Raw genomic sequence first — 18094 nt, forward strand, 5'->3', positions numbered from 1 at the left:
ATGCAACTTACTAGATGCTATCACTGCGGACGCAGATTGGCATCTCGTAGTTTTGCTGTTGCCGGCGTGGGGTCGGTAGGTCAGGAGGGGGCCCGCCGTCGAGCGACGGCGGGTGGTGGCGCAGCGAGGAGCGCCTCAGTCGGCGCTGCTGGCGGCCGGATGTTCGGCCAGCGGCACGAAGGTATTGCTGGCGGCATCCAGCGCCAGGATGGAGCCGGATTCGATGTCATAGACCCAGCCGTGCAACGCCAGGCGGCCCTGCGCCAGGGCCACCGCCACCGAGGGATGGGTGCGGATGTTGTTCAGCTGGGCGATCACGTTCTCGCGCACCATGCCGTCGATGCGGTCCTTTTCGGTGGCGTGCGGGCGGGATTCGTTGATCATGCGGGCCGCATCCGTATGGTGCAGCCAGTTGCGCACGGCCGGCATGTGATCCAGGCAGGCACAGGTCGCCACGGCGGTCATGGCGCCGCAGTCGGAGTGGCCGCAGATGACGATGTCGGAGACCTTCAGCTGCGCCACCGCGTATTCCACCGTGGCACTCACGCCGCCCGGCTCGGGGCCGAAGGACGGCACGATATTGCCGGCGTTGCGGATGACGAACAGGTCGCCCGGTTCGCGCTGGGTGACCAGCTCCGGCACCATGCGGCTGTCCGAACAGGAGATGAACAGGGCCTTGGGCGTCTGCCCGGTGGCCAGGGTCTTGAACAGCTCCTTGCGGGAGGGGAAGACGTCCTGCTGGAAGCGCAGGAAGCCATTGATGATGTCGCGCATGGGGGAATGCCTTGGTCTGGATGATCAACAGCCGGCATTATCGCCCGGAATCGCAATCGTCGCCTTGGCAAGTCGGCAATGGTCGACCGAACGAAACCCGCACGGACCGCCGGCTGCTTCGTTTTCCCTTCTCTTCCCTGCCCGCCTCAAGCGGCCGCCAGCTGGTACTTGCGAATCTTGTCGTAGAGCGTCTTGCGCGGAATCCCCAATCGTTCGGCCGCCACCGCTACGCTGCCCTCGCTGTCCTTCAGGGCGGCGGCGATGAGGCCGGCTTCGAACTGTTCCACCTGCTCCGGCAAGGGGGACGACGGCAGGTCGCCGGCACGCGTACCGAGGCCGGCAATCTGTTCCACGCCCAGCACCCAGCGGTCGGCGAAATTGCGCAGCTCGCGCACGTTGCCGGGCCAGTCGCGCTGCTGCCACTGCTGCATCTGCGCTGCCGTCCAGGGGGGCGACTCGCGCCGGTAACGCACCGCCGCCGCCTGGCAGAAATGCGCCAGCAGCAGCGGGATGTCGCTGCTGCGCTGGTTCAGCGCCGGCAGGTCGATGGAAACCACGCCGATGCGGTAGTACAGGTCTTCGCGGAACTGGCCCTCGCCGGCCAGCTTCAGCAGGTCGGCCTTGCTGGCGGCGATCACGCGGCAATCGATGGCGACCGACTCGTTGCCGCCCAGGCGCTCCAGGCGCCGCTCCTGCAGCACGCGCAGCAGCTTGACCTGCAAGGCCAGCGGCATGCTTTCGATTTCGTCGAGGAAGAGCGTGCCGCCGTCGGCATATTCCAGCTTGCCGATGCGACGCTTTTGCGCACCGGTGAAGGCGCCGGCTTCGTGGCCGAAAATTTCGCTCTCGAACACGGTTTCCGGCAGGGCGCCGCAATTGAGGGCCACGAACGGCCCCTTGCGGCCGCTGGCGGCATGCAGCTGGCGCGCCACGACTTCCTTGCCGGTCCCGGTCTGGCCGTTGATCAGGACATCCACGTCGGCCGGTCCCAGGCTGCGGATGAGCGTGCGCACGCGTTCGATGGCGGGCGACTGGCCGACCAGCGGCGGCAGTTCCGGGTCATGCGCCCAGGCTTCGCGCAGGCGGCGGTTTTCCAGCACCAGGCTGCGCTTTTCCTGGGCGCGCAGGGCGATCTCCAGCAGGCCGTCCGAACTGAAGGGTTTTTCGACGAAGTCATAGGCGCCGGCACGCATGGCCTCCACTGCCATGCCGACGTCGCCGTGGCCGGTGACCACGATCACCGGCAGGTCGGGGTCGATGGCCACCACATGCGCCAGCACCTGCAGGCCGGACCAGCCCGGCAGGCGCACATCGGTCACCAGCACACCGGCAAAGTCACGGGTCAGCAAAGGCAGGGCCTGCTCGGCGCTGGCGCAGGCGGTCACCGTAAAACCCTCCAGCTCCAGCGCCTGGGCGGTGGCGTGGCGCACCGCCTGCTCGTCCTCGATCAGGATGGCGCTCTGGGCGCCGCTTTGTCTGTCCATCAATTCTCCGTCTTCAACAGGGGCAGGCGCACCACGAATTCGGCGCCGCCTTGTTCATGATTATGCGCGCTCAACTGACCATTCATGGCTTGCACGATCGATGAGGAAATCGCCAGTCCCAGCCCCAGGCCCTTGCTGGAAGACTTGGTGGTGAAGAAGGGTTCGAACAGGTGCGGGGCCACCTCGTCGGCGATGCCGGTACCGGAATCGCGGATGCGCAGCACCGCCTGGCGCTGGGCGTGATCGACCTCCAGCAGCACGCAGACGCATTTGCGCGGCGCCTCTTCGACGGCATCCAGGGCATTGCGCAAGAGATTGATCAGGACCTGCTCGGTGCGCACCACGTCGCCGGTGACGTGGACGGCTTCGCGCAGTTCGATGCGTACCTCGACGCCCTGCTTCTCGAAGTCACCCGACAGCAGCAGCACCGAGGCCTCGATGGCCTGGCGCAGATCGACCGCCACCGGCGCATCGCCGCTCTTGCGCGCAAAGCCCTTCAACTGGCCAATGATGCGGCCCATGTGGGCGCTGGCGCTGCTGATGTGTTGCAGGTTTTCCGCCACCTGGGCCTGCTGGCCACGGGCCAGGAACTTCACCGAATTGTCGGCAAAGGCGCGAATCGCCGCCAGCGGCTGGTTCAGCTCGTGTGTGACGCCGGCCGCCATCTGGCCCAGCATGGCCAGCTTGCCGGCCTGGACCAGCTCGTCCTGGGTGCTGCGCAAGAGGCTTTCGGTCTGCTGCAGCTTGGCGTACTTGGTGGCGATGGCCTGGTTGGCGGCGGTCAGTTCTTCGGTACGCTGGGCGATGCGCTGGTCCAGTTCCGCGGCGGCGCGGCGCAGGGCATCGCGGGACTCCAGCCGCTCCTGCAGGCGGCGCCGGTGCTGGTACCAGGCCAGCAGCGAAATGGCCAGTGCCAGCATGAACAGGGCGGCGGCCATGGTCGAGAGCATGGCCGTGCGCTGCATGCGTGCCTGCGAAGGGAACAGCATCAGTTGCCAGCCCAGCCGCCCCACCGTGCGCGAGACATGGGTGCCGAAGCCGCGCTGCAGGGCCGGCGGTAGCGCCGTCACCGGAGTGATGGGCAGGTCTGCATATTGGTGGGTGCCGGCCAGCTCCTGCTGCACCGGCGCGCTCAGGGCCTGCAGGCTGTGGTATTTCCATTCCGGCCGGTTGGAGAGGAAGACCACGCCGCCGGCATCGGTCAGGGTGATCGGATCGCTGCTGCTGCGCCAGGTATGTTCGAATTCGGCCAGGTCCACCTTGACCACCATGACGCCGATGGGCAGGTCACCCTCGGCCTGGTCCTGGCGCCGGTAGATCGGTTGCGCGATGAAATAGCCCGGCTCGCTGGAGATGTTGCCGATGCCGTAGAAGCGCCCTGCCCGCCCCTGTACCGCCTCGCGGAAGTAGGGGCGAAAACCGAAGTCGCGCCCGACAAAGCTGAACTCATCGTCCCAGTTGCTGGACGCCAGCGTCAGTCCCCGGCGATCCAGCATGAAGATATTGACTGCCCGGGATTGCTGCTGGATGGTCTTGAAGGCGCGGTTCAGGCGGTCCACCGCCAGGGCGTCCTCGGGATGCTGCAGGACCTGGCGCACATCGGTCTGGAAGCCCAGGGCAAAGGGCAAGGCCTCGTACTTCTGCAGGATCGATTCCAGGTCCAGCGCGGCGATCTGCAATTGCGCCGCGCCCATGTTCTGCTGGTCCGTCGCCGCCTTGCGCAGGGCCACGCGATAGGTGATCCCGCACACCAGCAGCGTGGTGGCGAAGAACAAGATCAGGATCAGCAGGTTGCGTCTGGCTCGCATGCGTTCGAAGTGACAGGTCCGCGGGGATAAAAGCAGCGCGGCGCCCCGCTGGGCGCCGCGTTGAAGGCCACATGATAACGCGACCGCCGAAGCTGCCGCGCTGAACCTGCGCTGATGCTGGCGTTACACCAATCAGGCCGGCTTGTGCAGCTTGCCGGGCTCGGCGGTGTCCTGCTCGTCCGGGTTCATGGCGACATCACCCTTGAGGTGGCCATGGCGTTGCGGGTCGGGCATGCGCAGGCTGATGATCAGGGCCACCAGGCACAGAGCGCTGACATACCAGTAGAAGGCCGATTCCACGCCAGCCGACTTCAGCGACAGCGCCACGAACTCGGCCGAACCGCCGAAGATGGCGTTACCCACCGCATAGGACAGGCCCACGCCCAGGGCACGCACTTCGGGCGGGAACATCTCGGCCTTGATCAGGCCGCTGATGGAGGTGTAGAAGCTGACGATGGTCAGGGCCAGGATGGCCAGCGCCATGGCCACGCCCGGGCTGCTCACGTCCTTCAGGAAGTGCAGGATGGGGAAGGTGCCGATCATGCCGAAGAAGGCGAAGCAGAGCATGGAATTGCGACGGCCGATCTTGTCCGAGATGGCGCCGAAGATCGGTTGCAGGATCATGTAGACGAACAGCGCGCCGGTCATGACGCCGTTGGCGACCTTGGGGTCCATGCCGGCGGTGTTGACCAGGTACTTCTGCATGTAGGTGGTGAAGGTGTAGAACATCAGCGACCCACCGGCGGTGAAGCCGACCACGTTCAGGAAGGCGCGCTTGTGCTGCAGCAAGCCCTTCAGGGTGCCGGCGTCCTTCTTCTTGCGTGCACCGGCCGACGAGGTCTCGGCCAGCGAGCTGCGCAGGTACATCGCCACCAGCGCACCGACCGCGCCCAGCACGAAGGGAACGCGCCAGCCCCAGGCCATCAGCTCGGCCTTGGTGAGCCATTGCTGCATGCCGAACAGCACCAGCACGGCCAGCAACTGGCCGCCGATCAGGGTCACGTACTGGAAGGAGGCGAAGAAGCCGCGACGACCATTGGGCGCCACCTCACTCATGTAGGTGGCCGAGGTGCCGTATTCACCGCCCACCGACAGGCCCTGGAACAGGCGTGCCAGCAGCAGCAGGGCCGGGGCCCAGGCGCCGATGGTGGCGTAGGTCGGCATCACGGCCACGGCCAGCGAGCCGCCGCACATCATCAGCACCGAGATCAGCATGGAGGTCTTGCGGCCATGCTTGTCGGCGATGCGGCCGAACAGCCAGCCGCCGATGGGGCGCATCAGGAAGCCGGCGGCGAACACGCCTGCCGTGTTGAGCAACTGGCTGGTGGCGTCGCCCTTGGGGAAGAAGGCCGGCGCGAAGTAGATCGCGCAGAAGGAATAGACATAGAAGTCGAACCATTCGACCAGGTTGCCCGAGGATGCGCCGAGGATGGCGAAGATGCGCTTGCGGTACTCTGCCGCGCTCAGTTTGACGTTGTCGCTCATGGATATCTCCTGTGTGGGCCGCTCCTTCCCGGCGCTGGCGCGTCGGTCGTGCGGCGGGTCATCTTGCTTTTGGTGGAACTGGAACAAGGCAATCAGGAGAGCGACGCAAGCAGCCGTCAGGGTGTGGACGATGCTGGCCCGCATCAGAGGTCTGTCTCCGTTTTTGCTTTTGTTTTGTGGCTCTTATTGCAGACTTCGTGCCAAGAACCAGGCAGGGCCTCAAAAATACGTAAGTCATTGATTTAATTGCATTTTCATTTCTGGATCAGGGAAAAACGTGCAGAAGTCCGGGCGGATTCCCGGAATGCTGCCGCGCCGCATGTCCGGGAATCCATCCTGACCACCCCGCTGGATGGGACGAAAAAAAACGGCGCATGTCTGTTCGACATGCGCCGCTTTCGCGGTCTTGCGCTTGAATCAATGCGCCATCAGCGGACCATCAACGCTCCGACAGCGCATCCATGACGCACAGGGCGGTCATGTTGATGATGCGGCGAACGGTGGCCGACGGCGTCAGGATATGGACCGGCTTGGCACAACCCAGCAGGATGGGGCCGATCGCCACACCGTTGCCCGATGCGGTCTTGAGCAGGTTGTAGGCGATGTTGGCGGCATCGATGTTGGGCATGACCAGCAGGTTGGCGTCACCCTTCAACGGCGAATCCGGGATCACTGCATGCAGCAGCTTGGATTCGAGCGCGGTGTCGCCGTGCATTTCGCCATCCACTTCCAGGTCCGGTGCGATCTCGCGCAGGATGCCCAGTGCTTCGCGCATCTTGCGGGCCGATTCGCTGTTGCTGGAACCGAAGTTCGAGTGCGACAGCAGGGCCGCACGCGGGTGCAGGCCGAAGCGACGCATTTCCTCGGCAGCCAACATGGTGATCTCGGCCAGCTCGCGGGCGTTGGGATTTTCGTTGACGTGGGTGTCCACCATCACCAGCTGGCGATTGGGCAGGATCACCGCATTCATCGCGGCATAGACATTGACGCCTTCGCGCTTGCCCAGGACCTGGTCGATGTAGTGCAGGTGCAACTGGGTGGTGCCGTAGGTGCCGCAGATCATGCCGTCGGCATCGCCCTTGTGGATCGCCATGGAGCCGATCAGGGTGTGGCGGCGACGCATTTCCAGCTTGGCGTACTGCTCGGTGACGCCCTTGCGACGGGACATCTCCAGGAAACTCTGCCAGTAGTCGCGGTAGCGATTGTCGAAGTTGGGGTTGATGACCTCGAAGTCGGTGCCGGGGCGCAGGCGCAGGCCGAACTTCTTGATGCGCTGTTCCAGCACTTCCGGACGGCCCACCAGGATGGGCTTGGCCAGGTTTTCATCGACGATCACCTGCACCGCGCGCAGCACGCGCTCTTCTTCACCTTCGGCGTAGACGATGCGCTTGTTGGCTTCGGCGGCCTTCTTGGCGACCTGGAAGATCGGGCGCATGAAGGTGCCGCTGTGGTAGACGAACTGTTCCAGCTTCTCGATGTAGGCATCCATGTCCTGGATCGGACGGGCGGCCACGCCGGAGCTCTCGGCAGCACGCGCCACGGCCGGCGCGATCTTGATCATCAGGCGCGGGTCGAAGGGCTTGGGAATGATGTATTCCGGGCCGAAGGACAGGTTGGCGATGCCATAGGTGGAGGCCACGATATCGGACTGCTCGGCCTGGGCCAGCTCGGCGATGGCGTGGACGGTGGCGATCTCCATCTCGCGGGTGATGGTGGTGGCGCCCGAATCGAGCGCACCACGGAAGATGTAGGGGAAGCACAGGACGTTGTTGACCTGGTTCGGATAGTCCGAACGGCCGGTGGCGATGATGGCGTCGTCGCGCACGGCCATCACTTCTTCCGGCAGGATTTCCGGGGTCGGGTTGGCCAGGGCCAGCACCAGCGGACGGGCCGCCATCTGCTTGACCATCTCCGGCTTCAACACGCCTGCAGCCGACAGGCCCAGGAAGATGTCGGCATCGGGGATCACTTCGGCCAGGGTACGGGCATCGGTTTCGCGGGCGAAACGCTCCTTGTCCGGGTCCATCAGTTCCTTGCGGCCCTTGTAGACCACGCCGGCCAGGTCGGTGACGTAGATGTTCTCGATCGGGAAGCCGAGGTCGACGATCAGGTCCAGGCAGGCCAGCGCTGCCGCGCCCGCGCCGGAGACCACCAGCTTGACGTTCTTGATGTCCTTGCCGACCACCTTGAGGCCGTTCAGGATGGCGGCGCCGACGATGATGGCGGTGCCGTGCTGGTCATCGTGGAAGACCGGGATCTTCATCTTCTCGCGCAGCTTGCGCTCGATGTAGAAGCACTCGGGGGCCTTGATGTCTTCCAGGTTGATGCCGCCGAAGGTCGGCTCCAGGGCCGCGATGACGTCGATCAGCTTGTCCGGGTCGGTTTCGTTGATTTCGATGTCGAAGACGTCGATGCCGGCGAACTTCTTGAACAGCACGCCCTTGCCTTCCATCACCGGCTTGGAGGCCAGCGCACCGATGTTGCCCAGGCCCAGCACGGCGGTGCCGTTGGTGATGACGGCCACCAGGTTGCCACGGGCGGTGTAGCGGAAGGCGTTCAGCGGGTCGGCCACGATTTCTTCGCAGGCCGCGGCCACGCCGGGAGAATACGCGAGGGAGAGATCACGCTGGTTGGTCAGCAGCTTGGTGGGCGTGACCGCGATCTTGCCCGGGGTGGGAAACTCGTGGTAATCCAGCGCTGCCTGACGAAGTTGCTGACGCACTTCTTCTTTCTTACTGATCATCGAATCCATAACTCTGTATTCTCTAGTTGACTTGCGAAGGGGGTCGATTCTAGCAGAGGTCGGCCCTCAATCATAGGCCGACGGCCTTATGCTGCCCCGCGCAAAGCCTTTTCGGGACTGGCTTTGCGGCGTTTCACCAATGGCACATGATGTTCGCGAACATGGGCTTTCAGCGGGCAGATGACGTCCGGTTACCGTGTGATGTGCGCATTTGCGCACAGCTTGATTTCCGGCACGACAGGCTGCCACCGCCTCCCAATGACGGGTATTGGGGAAAACCCCTAGACTTTGAGGAACACACGGAACTAGCCTGGATAGCGCCCCCCAGCCAGCTCTCGCTGCACCGCAGCAATTCACAATACGCACACAAGAACTGACGGATATTGTGCGCCTGAAGCCATGACGGATTGGTTACAATCGGCCCCATGCTTTCCGAATTCGAACTCATTGCGCGCTATTTCAGCCGCCCACCCGCCCCCGACAGCCGCACGGCGCTCGGCGTGGGGGACGACTGCGCGCTGATGACACCGGCACCGGGCATGCAACTGGCCATTTCCAGCGACATGCTGGTCGCCGGCCGCCACTTCTTCCCCGATGCCGATCCCACCACACTGGGCCACAAGTGCCTGGCCGTGAACCTGTCCGACCTGGCCGCCATGGGGGCGCAGCCGATCGCCTTCACCCTGGCGCTGGCCCTGCCGGAAGCCCGCGCCGAATGGCTGGCACCATTTTCCCAGGGCATGCTGGCGCTGGCCGACGCACATGGCTGCGAACTGATCGGCGGCGACACCACCAAGGGGCCGCTGACCATCAGCATCACCGTGTTCGGCGAAGTGCCGCCGCAGCAGGCGCTGCGCCGCGACGCCGCGCGCGTCGGTGACGATATCTGGGTCTCCGGCAGCCTGGGCGATGCGCGCCTGGCACTGGCCGGCTATCGCCGCGAATTCAGCGACGACCTGGCCGTCAATGCGGAAGAACTGGCCGTCGCCGCGCCGCGCATGCACGCACCGACCCCACGCGTGGCACTGGGCCAGGCCCTGCGCGGCATCGCCCACGCCGCCATCGATATCTCGGATGGCCTGGCCGGTGACCTCGGCCACATCCTGACGCGCTCCCGCGTCGGCGCGACGCTGGACGTGGACGCCCTGCCGCCCGGCCCGGCGCTGCAGCAGCGCGACCTGCACCTGCGCCGCCGCTTTACGCTCTCCGGTGGTGACGACTACGAACTCTGCTTCACCGCTCCGGTACGCCAGCGCGATGCCGTCTACAAGGCCGCCCAGGCCGCCGGCACGCCGGTCACCCGCATCGGCAGCATCGATGCGGCTGCCGGCCTGCGCCTGCTGGATGCGGCAGGCGAACCCCTGCAGGACACGCCGGATTCCTTCGACCATTTCCGTTCATGAACCAAGCTGCCACGCCCTTCCCCCCGCCGCCCCCACCCGCCCCGAAGAAACGTAAAGCGACCGCGCATTTCATGCTGGCCCATCCGGCCCACTGGATCGCCCAGGGTTTCGGCAGCGGCCTCTCGCCCATCATGCCGGGTACCGCCGGCACGCTGTTCGCCTGGCTCTCCTTCGCAGTGCTCTCCACGCGCTGGCCGCATGTCTTCACGGCCGGCAACTGGCTGGCCATCATCGTGGCCGGCTTCATCATCGGCATCTGGGCCTGCCATCGCACCGGCCAGGCGCTGAACTCGCCCGACGACGGCAGCATGGTGTGGGACGAGATCATCGCCTTCTGGCTGGTGCTGGTGCTGGTGACGCCGGCCAGCCTGAAGACGCAGTTCGCGGCCTTCGTGGTGTTCCGCTTCTTCGACATGGTCAAGCCGCCGCCGATCGCCTGGTTCGACCGCCGCTTCAAGGGCGGCTTCGGCGTGATGTGGGACGACATCCTGGCCGCCTTCTATACCCTGCTGGTCTTTGCCTTCTGGCGCGCCTACTGGTAAGTGAACAATCAGCGCTTGTCCGATACAACAAGGGCCGACATCGGAGTATGCTAGTTCGCGCAAGTTGATCAACCGACCGTGGTCCGCCCCGCACGACGGGCCGAGACTGCGGCACAGCCGAGGATGACACTCATGGACAGCACGATAGACCTAGCCACCCGCGTGGGCCAGACTCTCAAAGCCAAGGGCCTGCTGCTCGCCACTGCAGAATCGTGTACCGGCGGCGGCATTGCCCACGCCATCACGGAGATCGCCGGATCGTCGGAATGGTTCGACTGCGGTTTCGTCACCTATTCGAACGCTTCCAAGAATGAACTGCTGGACATTTCCGAAGCCCTGATCGCCCAGCATGGTGCCGTCAGCGAGGAGATCGCCGGCGCCATGGCCGAGGGCGCGGTGGCCAACAGCAGTTCGGACCTGGCCGTCTCCACCACCGGCATCGCCGGCCCCGGTGGCGCGGTGCCGGGCAAGCCGGTGGGCACCGTCTGCTTCGGCTGGCGGGTAGGCGACAAGACCTATACCGAGCGCCTGGTCTTTAAGGGCGACCGCCAGCAGGTACGCGCGCAGACGGTGGACCATGCGCTGAAGGGCTTGCTCAAGTTGCTGGCAGACTGAATGCGGTCGGACTGAATCCGGCCCCATCAAGACAAAGGCGGCGCTCCATCGGAGTCGCCGCCTTTTTCATTGCACCGTCGATTCAGGATCAGCGGAAGCGGTTGATCGCGTCACGCGTTTCGATGGCCACCCGGCGCGCGGCCGCGGCGAAGTCTTCACCTTCCTGCGGCTTGGCGTACAGGATGGCGCGCGAGGAATTGATCATCATGCCGGTGCCGGCGGCGGTCCTGCCGGATTTCACGGTGGCTTCGACGTCACCGCCCTGGGCGCCCACGCCCGGAACCAGCAGGGGCATGTCACCGATGATGGCGCGTACCTGCGCCAGCTCGTGCGGGAAGGTCGCACCCACCACCAGGCCGCACTGACCGTTGGTATTCCACTTCTCGGCCACCAGGCGCGCCACGTGCTGGTACAGCGGCTTGCCATCGACTTCCAGGAACTGCAGGTCCGAACCACCGGCGTTGGAGGTGCGGCACAGCACGATCACGCCGCGATCCTTCCACTCCAGGTAGGGCGAGACCGAGTCCCAGCCCATGTAGGGGCTGACGGTGACGACATCGGCGTCATAGCGCTCGAAGGCTTCGCGGGCGTATTGTTCGGCGGTAGCGCCGATATCGCCGCGCTTGGCATCCAACACCAGGGGGATCTCGGGATAGTTGCTGCGCAGATAGGCGCAGATGCGCTCCAGCTGTTCTTCCGCGCCCAGCGCGGCGAAATAGGCGATCTGCGGCTTGAAGGCACAGGCGGCCTCGGCGGTGGCATCGATGATGGCGCGGCAGAATTCGAAGATCGCGTCCGGGCGGCCTTGCAGCTCGGCCGGGAATTTCTTGAGGTCGGGGTCCAGGCCCACGCACAGCAGGGAATTGCGCGAAGTCCACGCAGCGTTGAGTTTCTCGATGAATGTCACGGTGGTGCCTTTAACTGAAAGATGCGCTATTGTAGCGCGCCGGCATGGCCCGATCTCGATATTTGACTGATGTTCAGCGGTTTTCCCGGAACATCGGGCACTTGGCGCGGATTTTCCGGTCTCATGCGCTCTCATTGCTTCACTTTTGCTACGAGGAAAGACAACATGAAAAAACTCTTCGCCTGGCTGGCCGTCGCCATGACGGCCCTGACCCTCTCCGGCTGCGGCTATAACGAGTTCCAGGCCAAGGATGAGGCCACCAAGGCCGCCTGGGGCGAAGTGGTCAACCAGTACCAGCGCCGCGCCGACCTGATCCCCAACCTGGTCAACACCGTCAAGGGCTATGCCTCGCACGAGAAGGACACCCTGGAAGCCGTCACCCGCGCCCGCGCCGCTGCCACCAGCTTCCAGATCACGCCGGAGGTGCTCAATGATCCGCAGGCCTTCGCCAAGTTCCAGCAGGTGCAGGGCGAGCTGTCCTCGGCGCTGTCGCGCCTGATGGTGGTGTCGGAGAACTACCCGCAGCTGAAGGCCGACGCCAGCTTCCGCGACCTGCAATCGCAACTGGAAGGCACCGAGAACCGCATCACCGTGGCCCGCCAGCGCTACATCGCAGCGGTCAAGGACTACAACATCCTGGCGCGCAGCTTCCCCACCAACCTCACCGCCAAGCTGTTCAGCTACGAGGTCAAGCCGTCCTTCACGGTGGATAACGAAAAAGCCATCTCGACCGCCCCTGCGGTCAACTTCGGCAAGTAATCTGCCCACCCTGATCCACCATGCGCAAGCTGCTCATCACCTGCTGGCTGCTGATCCTCCTGCCCCTGGCTGGCCTGGCCCGGGCCGATGACGGCCTGGTGGCCGTGCCGCCCTTGTCGTCCCACGTCATCGACCAGATCCACCTGCTGCAGCCGCAACAGCAGCAGGCCCTGGAAGGCGTGCTGGCCGAGATCGAGCAGCGCACCGGCAGCCAGATCGCGGTACTGCTGATGTCCTCCACTGCGCCGGAAGCCATCGAGCAATACAGCATCCGCGTGGCCGATGCCTGGCAACTCGGCCGCAAGGGTGTGGATGACGGTGTGCTGCTCATCGTCGCCCGCGACAATCCCAAGTCGCTGCGGCGCCTGCGCATCGAAGCCGGACGCGGCGTGCAGGGCAGCCTCACCGATGCCCAATCCAAGCGCATCCTGGAAGACGTGATCGCACCGCATTTCCGCCAGAACGATTTCTACGGCGGCCTGGCCGCCGGCGTGACCGCCATCACCACCCTGCTGGAACAGGAAAAACTGCCTGCCGCCCAGCGCCACACCGGGCCTGTGCAGACCGATGACGGTGGTGGCTGGTTGACGCTGATGGTGATCGTGCTGTTCCTGGTGGTGTTCTTTGCCATGCTGCTGAAGTCGCGCCGCGGCGCCCGCAACACACTGGACAACAACGACTGGGGCCGAGGCCGGGGACGCGCCACCACGGCCGGCGTCATCATCGGCAGCATCCTCGACGAAGCGGCACGCCAGGCCGCCTCCGGACGCGGCTGGCCGCGCTCGGGGGGTGGTGGCGGTGGCGGCTTTGGCGGCTCCTCCGGCGGTGGCGGGTTCTCCGGCGGTGGTGGCAGCTTCGATGGTGGCGGCGCTTCAGGAGACTGGTGACATGCCTCACAACACCCCATCCCCTTCCCTGCCGGTGCGCCTGCTGCGTCATCTGTGCAGCACCCGCACCACGGCGCGGCGTGCCTTCCCCTCGACCACGCTCAAGGCCATCCAGGCCAGCATCGGCGAAGGGGAGCAACGACACCGGGCGCAGGTCCGCGTGATTGTCGAAGCCGCTTTGTCACTGGGTGCCGTGCGACGCGGCGAAAGCGCCAGACAGCGCGCCCACGAACTGTTTTCGCACTACCGCATCTGGGATACCGAAGAAAACTGCGGCGTGCTGGTCTACATCAACCTGGCCGACCGCAAGGTGGAAATCGTCGCTGATCGTGGCATCAATCGACATGTCACCCGCGAGCAGTGGCGAGAGGTGTGCCGCCTGATGACGGCGGGTTATGCCAGGGGTGATTACGAAGCCAGTACCCTGCAAGCGCTGGCCGCCCTGCATGCGCTGCTACAGACGGCGATGCCGCGCCAGGATGACGACCGCGACCACAACGAACTCTCCGACAAACCCCTGCTGCTGTAGACAAGCCGCCTTGGGGCCGGCGCCTCAGCCGTTCTCGTACACCCACTGCAGCAAGGCATCCTGCGCCTTCTGGCCATTGGGAGCGGCGGCGTGGTTAATCAGGAATACCACCACATAGGTCTTGCCCGAGGCCGCTTGCACGTAGCCGGCGATCGAGCGCACATCGTTCAGGGTACCGGTCTTGATGTGTGCCTGGCCGGCCACGCTCTGCGTCTTCAGACGACGACGCATGGTGCCGTCATAGCCCACCAGCGGCAGCGAGGAAATGAACTCCGGCATCAGCGGCGAACGGTAGGCCTGCACCAGCACGCTGGCCAGCAGCGAGGGCGTGACCCGCTCCACCCGCGACAGGCCGGCACCATTCTCGATGGCCAGTCCATTGGTATCGATGCCCTTGTCGTTGAGCCAGCCGCGCACGACGCGTGCGGCATTGACGGTATCGCCCGGCTGCCCGGTCATCTCGGCGCCCAGCGTAAGCAGCACCTGGCGCGCCATGACGTTGTTGCTGTACTTGTTGATGTCGCGGATGACTTCCGGCAGCGTCGGCGATTGCACCTCCACCATCAGCCGCGCCGAGGGCGTGACCACCCCGTTGACCACGCGCCCGGAAAAACTGCCACCCATCTCGGCCCACATCTGGACAAAACTGGCGCCGACATACTGCGCATTGTTCATGCGGTAGGGGTGCACGTACCACACCCGCGGCCCGCAGTCGGCAGCGTAGGTGCCACCGAAGCTGGCACCATTGATGTCGTTGTTGAGCATCAGCTTGCCCTGCCAGTCACCGCAAGGCTCCTGCGACAGGCGCGGGGGAGTGATGGTGAAACCGGCCATGGGCGGGTCCATGCTGACATTGACCACACCGGCGGCGGCATCCGGCTCGAAGCGGAAGGCCTGGGTACGGTAGTTCAGCAGCAAGGCATCGGGGCCGGCGTTGTAGGGCTTCTGCGGATCGCCGTCGAACTGCGAGGGGTCATAACTGGACTCGGCGAAATAGCTGCGGTCCAGCACCAGATTGCCGCGGATGTCCTTGATGCCGCGCGCGCGCAGCTGGCGCAGGAAAAGCCAGAAATTTTCCAGCACCAGCTTGGGGTCGCCACCGCCCTTGAGAATCAGGTCGCCATTGAGTACACCACCGGCCAGGCTGCCATCGATGTAGGCCTGGGTCTTCCACGTGTAGGTGGGGCCCAGCATCTCCAGCGCAGCATCGGTGGTCACCAGCTTCATGACCGAGGCAGGGTTGAAGGGCTGGCCGACATTGCTGGACGCCAGCAGGCGCTTGCCGCTCTCGGCATCGACCACCACCACGCCGGTGTTCTGCTGCGGGATATGCGCCACGCGCAGCGCGCCCACCACCGGTGGCGGCAGGCCTTGCGCAAACAGCGGCGATGCAGGCGCCAGCAGCGCGATGGCCAGCGTGAAGGACGAGAGAGAAAGGCGGCGCAGCGCAGGAGATGAGAAACGGAACATGATCGGCGGGTCGACGGGAAGCAGGCATTATAGGGGATCGACAATGTCGCTTGCGCCGACGGGGGTGGCAGGGGTCACCCCTGCTGCATCGGGACATCAGGGCGTCATACCGCCGTGCGACACTGCCATCCCACTGACAAACGATCATCGGCGCGGGTTCCCGCCCTGCTCCAGATCAAGGCTCGCGCACACCGGGTCGATCCAGGCTTGCCTGCAATGTGGTAGTGGGGTTACGCTTGCGGACCCCTTTTTTGAATCGGTACGTACGTCATCGCACTGGCCCTGCCGTTACGCCGGGATGGCCAGCCCCGGGTGGACCGGATCGAAAGAACAACAGCACACCATGCCATCCCGTTCCAACAACGAGCAGCGCGCCGGATCGCGCTCGCCGCCGACGCTGCTGCGTAGGCTGCGCGAGCTGGTCGATCCGGTGGCACTTTACCGCCAGCGCCCGGGGCGGGCTGACGACATGCCGCCGGAGGCATTGATCGGCAAGGGAGTGCGCTTCGTACAGCGCATCTATCGCCTGCGCGTGATCGGCCTGGGGGTCGGCTTCTTCTGCGTGGCAGCCGGTTTCATGCAGAATCCGGTGATCTGGCCACTCTGGCTGGCGCTGTTCGGCCACGGCTACCTGTGGCCGCACGTGGCGCGCCACTGGGCGCTCAACAGCGCCATCCCCTATCGCGCCGAGCGGCGCAACCTGGTCATCGATGCCGCCATCGGCGGCTTCTGGATCGCCGCCCTCAACGGCAACCTGATCCCCTGCGCGGTCATCATCTCCATGCTGTCGATGGACAATATCGCCGCCGGCGGGCTGCGCCTGTTCATGCGCGGACTGTATGCCAGCATCGCCGCCTGCGCGCTGGGCTGGTGGCTGCTGGATGCGCGCTTCCTGCCGCAGTCCGACCTGACCACCGTCCTCGCCTGCCTGCCGATGATGGCGTTGTATCCGCTGGCGCTGGGCAAGTCCACCTATGAAATGTCCAAGAAGCTGGCCGAGCGCTCACGGGAATTCGAGATCGTCAGCCAGACCGACGGCCTGACCCGGCTGTTCAATCGGCGTTACTGGGAAAGCCTGCTGATCGCGGAATTCGAACAGCGCAGCCAGGGCGGCGCGGGGAGTCACCAGGCCTTCCTGCTGTTGCTGGACCTGGACCATTTCAAGAGCATCAACGATACCCACGGCCACCTCACGGGCGACGAAGTCTTGCGCAATTTCTCGCGCCTGCTGCGTGCTGCACTGCGGGCAGACGACCTCATCGGTCGCTACGGGGGCGAAGAATTCGTGGTCATCCTGCGTGACATCGCCCCCGCCGAAGCGCTGCAGCTCTCGCAGCGCCTGGTCGAGGCGGCGCGCAGCACAAATGATGAAAACAATTTATACGGTTGCACCGTCAGCGCAGGGCTGGTGCCCTTCTCGGCGGACATGGAAGCCCACTTCGTCTGGTTGCAGCGCGCTGACCACGCCATGTACTGCGCCAAGGAAAGTGGTCGCGATCGCCTGGTGGTGTGGGATGCCAGCCTGGCGCGCAGGAACGGAGCGCCCTGATCAGCGACCAACGGCGACGATGTTGCAGGAAGGGTAGGTCGATGGAGTGACCGGGGGGCATCTGCCCGAGGGCGCTGGCAGGCGAGAAAAGCAGACGCAAAAAAGGCCGATGTTTTCGGGGCCGCCACGAGACCACTGTGAAAACATCGACCTAGGGAAATCAAGGCGGGGCGATCGGCAAACTCAAAGAATAGGCTGGTTCCCTGGAAATGCCTGCACCGATGCCCCGGCCATTGCCGCAACGAGCGGCAAAGCGGGCCGCAGAAAGCCCGCTAAATTAGCACTGGCAGTGCCTCCAGTACTAAAAGGGCGAGCAGCGCGCCAAAGACCGCGCCCACTGCTCTCAAACTGGTACGGACCATTCGTGACGCCACCGGTACCTCCCCGCACAACAACAAGCCCGCCAGGGCCATCGGGATGAAGAACATGAGGTTGTTCATGATGAGGTTGGGCATGATGCGTCTCCTGGTCGAGTTTCTTGGTCTTGCGCTTGGTTCGCGTACTCTTGATGGGGCTTGCCTCGTTTCGAGTATAGGTCGCACATCATGGAAGACAAGGCAACGGCGGGAACAATCGGTGCTGCACAGCAGCGCAGGCACCGCCCGGAGATGCCCGCCGGGCGGCCCTGACAAAGGGCTGACAGCCCACACCGCATCTGTTGCACATGCACAAATTTTTGGCAAGATCGGGTGAATTGCCTTGACCCTGTTTTCTGCGCGGGCGTAGAATTCGCCCGTTCTCATTTTCTGGAGTCCCTCTCATGGGCACTTGTTCGGGTGACAGTTGTTGCCGGTTAATTCCGGGTTAAGCCTCAGCAAGGATTTCAGCAGGACTTCTTCCTGTCGTCATCTTGCACAAGGCAGATGACGGCATCTCATGTCGGTAGCGCGCAGCCTGTTTGACGGGTTTCCCCGCGCCCTGGCGACAGCGATATTCCCTCACAACGACAGATCGACGATCGACCGCCGCAGACACGGCGGCACAACGCATGCATCACCACGCCTTGCCTGCCCTGCGCAGCGCCGGGACGGCTTTTGCCTGCCACATGCCGCATGCATGCCCGCCTGGCTCATCGCCACGCGCGGCCTGCTCTGCTTGCGCCATCAGGCGCCGATGACAGGGGCTCCGCTCAACCAGGC

Annotated in this window: 15 protein-coding genes; 7 read left to right on the top strand and 8 right to left on the bottom strand. The window is 64.7% G+C overall.

The features are described from left to right. Positions 1–135: 135 nt before the first annotated feature. The 5 genes from BTM36_RS24705 to BTM36_RS24725 form a co-directional block, all read right to left on the bottom strand. Entirely contained in the window at positions 136–774 is a 639-nt protein-coding gene (locus BTM36_RS24705) for a carbonic anhydrase (protein WP_006462816.1), read from the bottom strand. Positions 775–920: 146 nt separating this feature from the next. Further along, positions 921–2258, bottom strand: coding sequence for a sigma-54 dependent transcriptional regulator (locus BTM36_RS24710; protein WP_077238335.1), 1338 nt, complete (start codon positions 2256–2258; stop codon positions 921–923). Then, a complete protein-coding gene (locus BTM36_RS24715) occupies positions 2258–4066 on the bottom strand; it encodes an ATP-binding protein (protein WP_077238336.1) in 1809 nt (602 codons plus the stop codon). The genes BTM36_RS24710 and BTM36_RS24715 overlap by 1 nt, the downstream gene beginning before the upstream one ends. Positions 4067–4198: 132 nt before the next feature. Beyond that, positions 4199–5551 carry an MFS family transporter gene (locus BTM36_RS24720; protein ID WP_077238337.1) on the bottom strand — a complete coding sequence of 451 codons (1353 nt, stop codon included), beginning with the start codon at positions 5549–5551 and terminating at the stop codon, positions 4199–4201. A 439-nt stretch (positions 5552–5990) separates the two neighbouring features. Continuing rightward, a complete protein-coding gene (locus BTM36_RS24725) occupies positions 5991–8303 on the bottom strand; it encodes an NADP-dependent malic enzyme (RefSeq protein WP_077238338.1) in 2313 nt (770 codons plus the stop codon). 416 nt (positions 8304–8719) lie between these two features. Here BTM36_RS24725 and thiL point away from each other — a divergent pair, with 416 nt between their 5' ends. The 3 genes from thiL to BTM36_RS24740 all read left to right on the top strand — a co-directional run bounded on the left by thiL (position 8720) and on the right by BTM36_RS24740 (position 10854). Beyond that, entirely contained in the window at positions 8720–9697 is a 978-nt protein-coding gene (gene thiL, locus BTM36_RS24730) for a thiamine-phosphate kinase (protein ID WP_077238339.1), read from the top strand. Next, positions 9694–10239, top strand: coding sequence for a phosphatidylglycerophosphatase A (locus BTM36_RS24735; RefSeq protein ID WP_039874945.1), 546 nt, complete (start codon positions 9694–9696; stop codon positions 10237–10239). The genes thiL and BTM36_RS24735 overlap by 4 nt, the downstream gene beginning before the upstream one ends. A gap of 132 nt (positions 10240–10371) precedes the next feature. After that, the gene (locus BTM36_RS24740; protein ID WP_006462823.1) at positions 10372–10854 is read left to right on the top strand and encodes a CinA family protein; all 483 of its coding nucleotides are present in this window, start codon (positions 10372–10374) and stop codon (positions 10852–10854) included. A gap of 88 nt (positions 10855–10942) precedes the next feature. Here the strand turns inward: BTM36_RS24740 and pyrF are convergent, their stop codons facing one another. Next, positions 10943–11761 carry an orotidine-5'-phosphate decarboxylase gene (pyrF, locus tag BTM36_RS24745; RefSeq protein ID WP_006462824.1) on the bottom strand — a complete coding sequence of 273 codons (819 nt, stop codon included), beginning with the start codon at positions 11759–11761 and terminating at the stop codon, positions 10943–10945. Between the two features lie 165 nt (positions 11762–11926). On the opposite strand from pyrF, the gene BTM36_RS24750 reads away from it, so the two are divergent. The 3 genes from BTM36_RS24750 to BTM36_RS24760 are packed head-to-tail and all read left to right on the top strand — an operon-like array spanning position 11927 to position 13936. After that, complete coding sequence (locus BTM36_RS24750; RefSeq protein ID WP_006462825.1) at positions 11927–12520, top strand: LemA family protein; 594 nt, start codon at positions 11927–11929, stop codon at positions 12518–12520. A gap of 20 nt (positions 12521–12540) precedes the next feature. Then, a complete protein-coding gene (locus BTM36_RS24755) occupies positions 12541–13407 on the top strand; it encodes a YgcG family protein (protein WP_077238340.1) in 867 nt (288 codons plus the stop codon). Position 13408: 1 nt separating this feature from the next. Continuing rightward, positions 13409–13936: a TPM domain-containing protein gene (locus BTM36_RS24760; RefSeq protein WP_077238341.1), complete on the top strand. Its 528-nt coding sequence runs from the start codon at positions 13409–13411 to the stop codon at positions 13934–13936. A 24-nt stretch (positions 13937–13960) separates the two neighbouring features. Here BTM36_RS24760 and dacB read toward each other — a convergent pair whose 3' ends face one another. Beyond that, positions 13961–15406, bottom strand: a complete 1446-nt coding sequence (gene dacB, locus BTM36_RS24765) for a D-alanyl-D-alanine carboxypeptidase/D-alanyl-D-alanine-endopeptidase (protein ID WP_077238342.1) — start codon at positions 15404–15406, stop codon at positions 13961–13963. A gap of 343 nt (positions 15407–15749) precedes the next feature. Here dacB and BTM36_RS24770 point away from each other — a divergent pair, with 343 nt between their 5' ends. Further along, on the top strand, positions 15750–16955 hold the full coding sequence (locus tag BTM36_RS24770; RefSeq protein ID WP_077238343.1) for a diguanylate cyclase: 1206 nt from the start codon (positions 15750–15752) through the stop codon (positions 16953–16955). 272 nt (positions 16956–17227) lie between these two features. On the opposite strand, the gene BTM36_RS24775 is transcribed toward BTM36_RS24770, so the two are convergent. Next, positions 17228–17410 carry a hypothetical protein gene (locus tag BTM36_RS24775; RefSeq protein WP_006462830.1) on the bottom strand — a complete coding sequence of 61 codons (183 nt, stop codon included), beginning with the start codon at positions 17408–17410 and terminating at the stop codon, positions 17228–17230. Positions 17411–18094: the final 684 nt, after the last annotated feature.

The organism is Herbaspirillum sp. VT-16-41, assembly GCF_001994935.1.
In the GTDB taxonomy this organism is placed as follows: Bacteria; Pseudomonadota; Gammaproteobacteria; order Burkholderiales; family Burkholderiaceae_D; genus Herbaspirillum; species Herbaspirillum frisingense.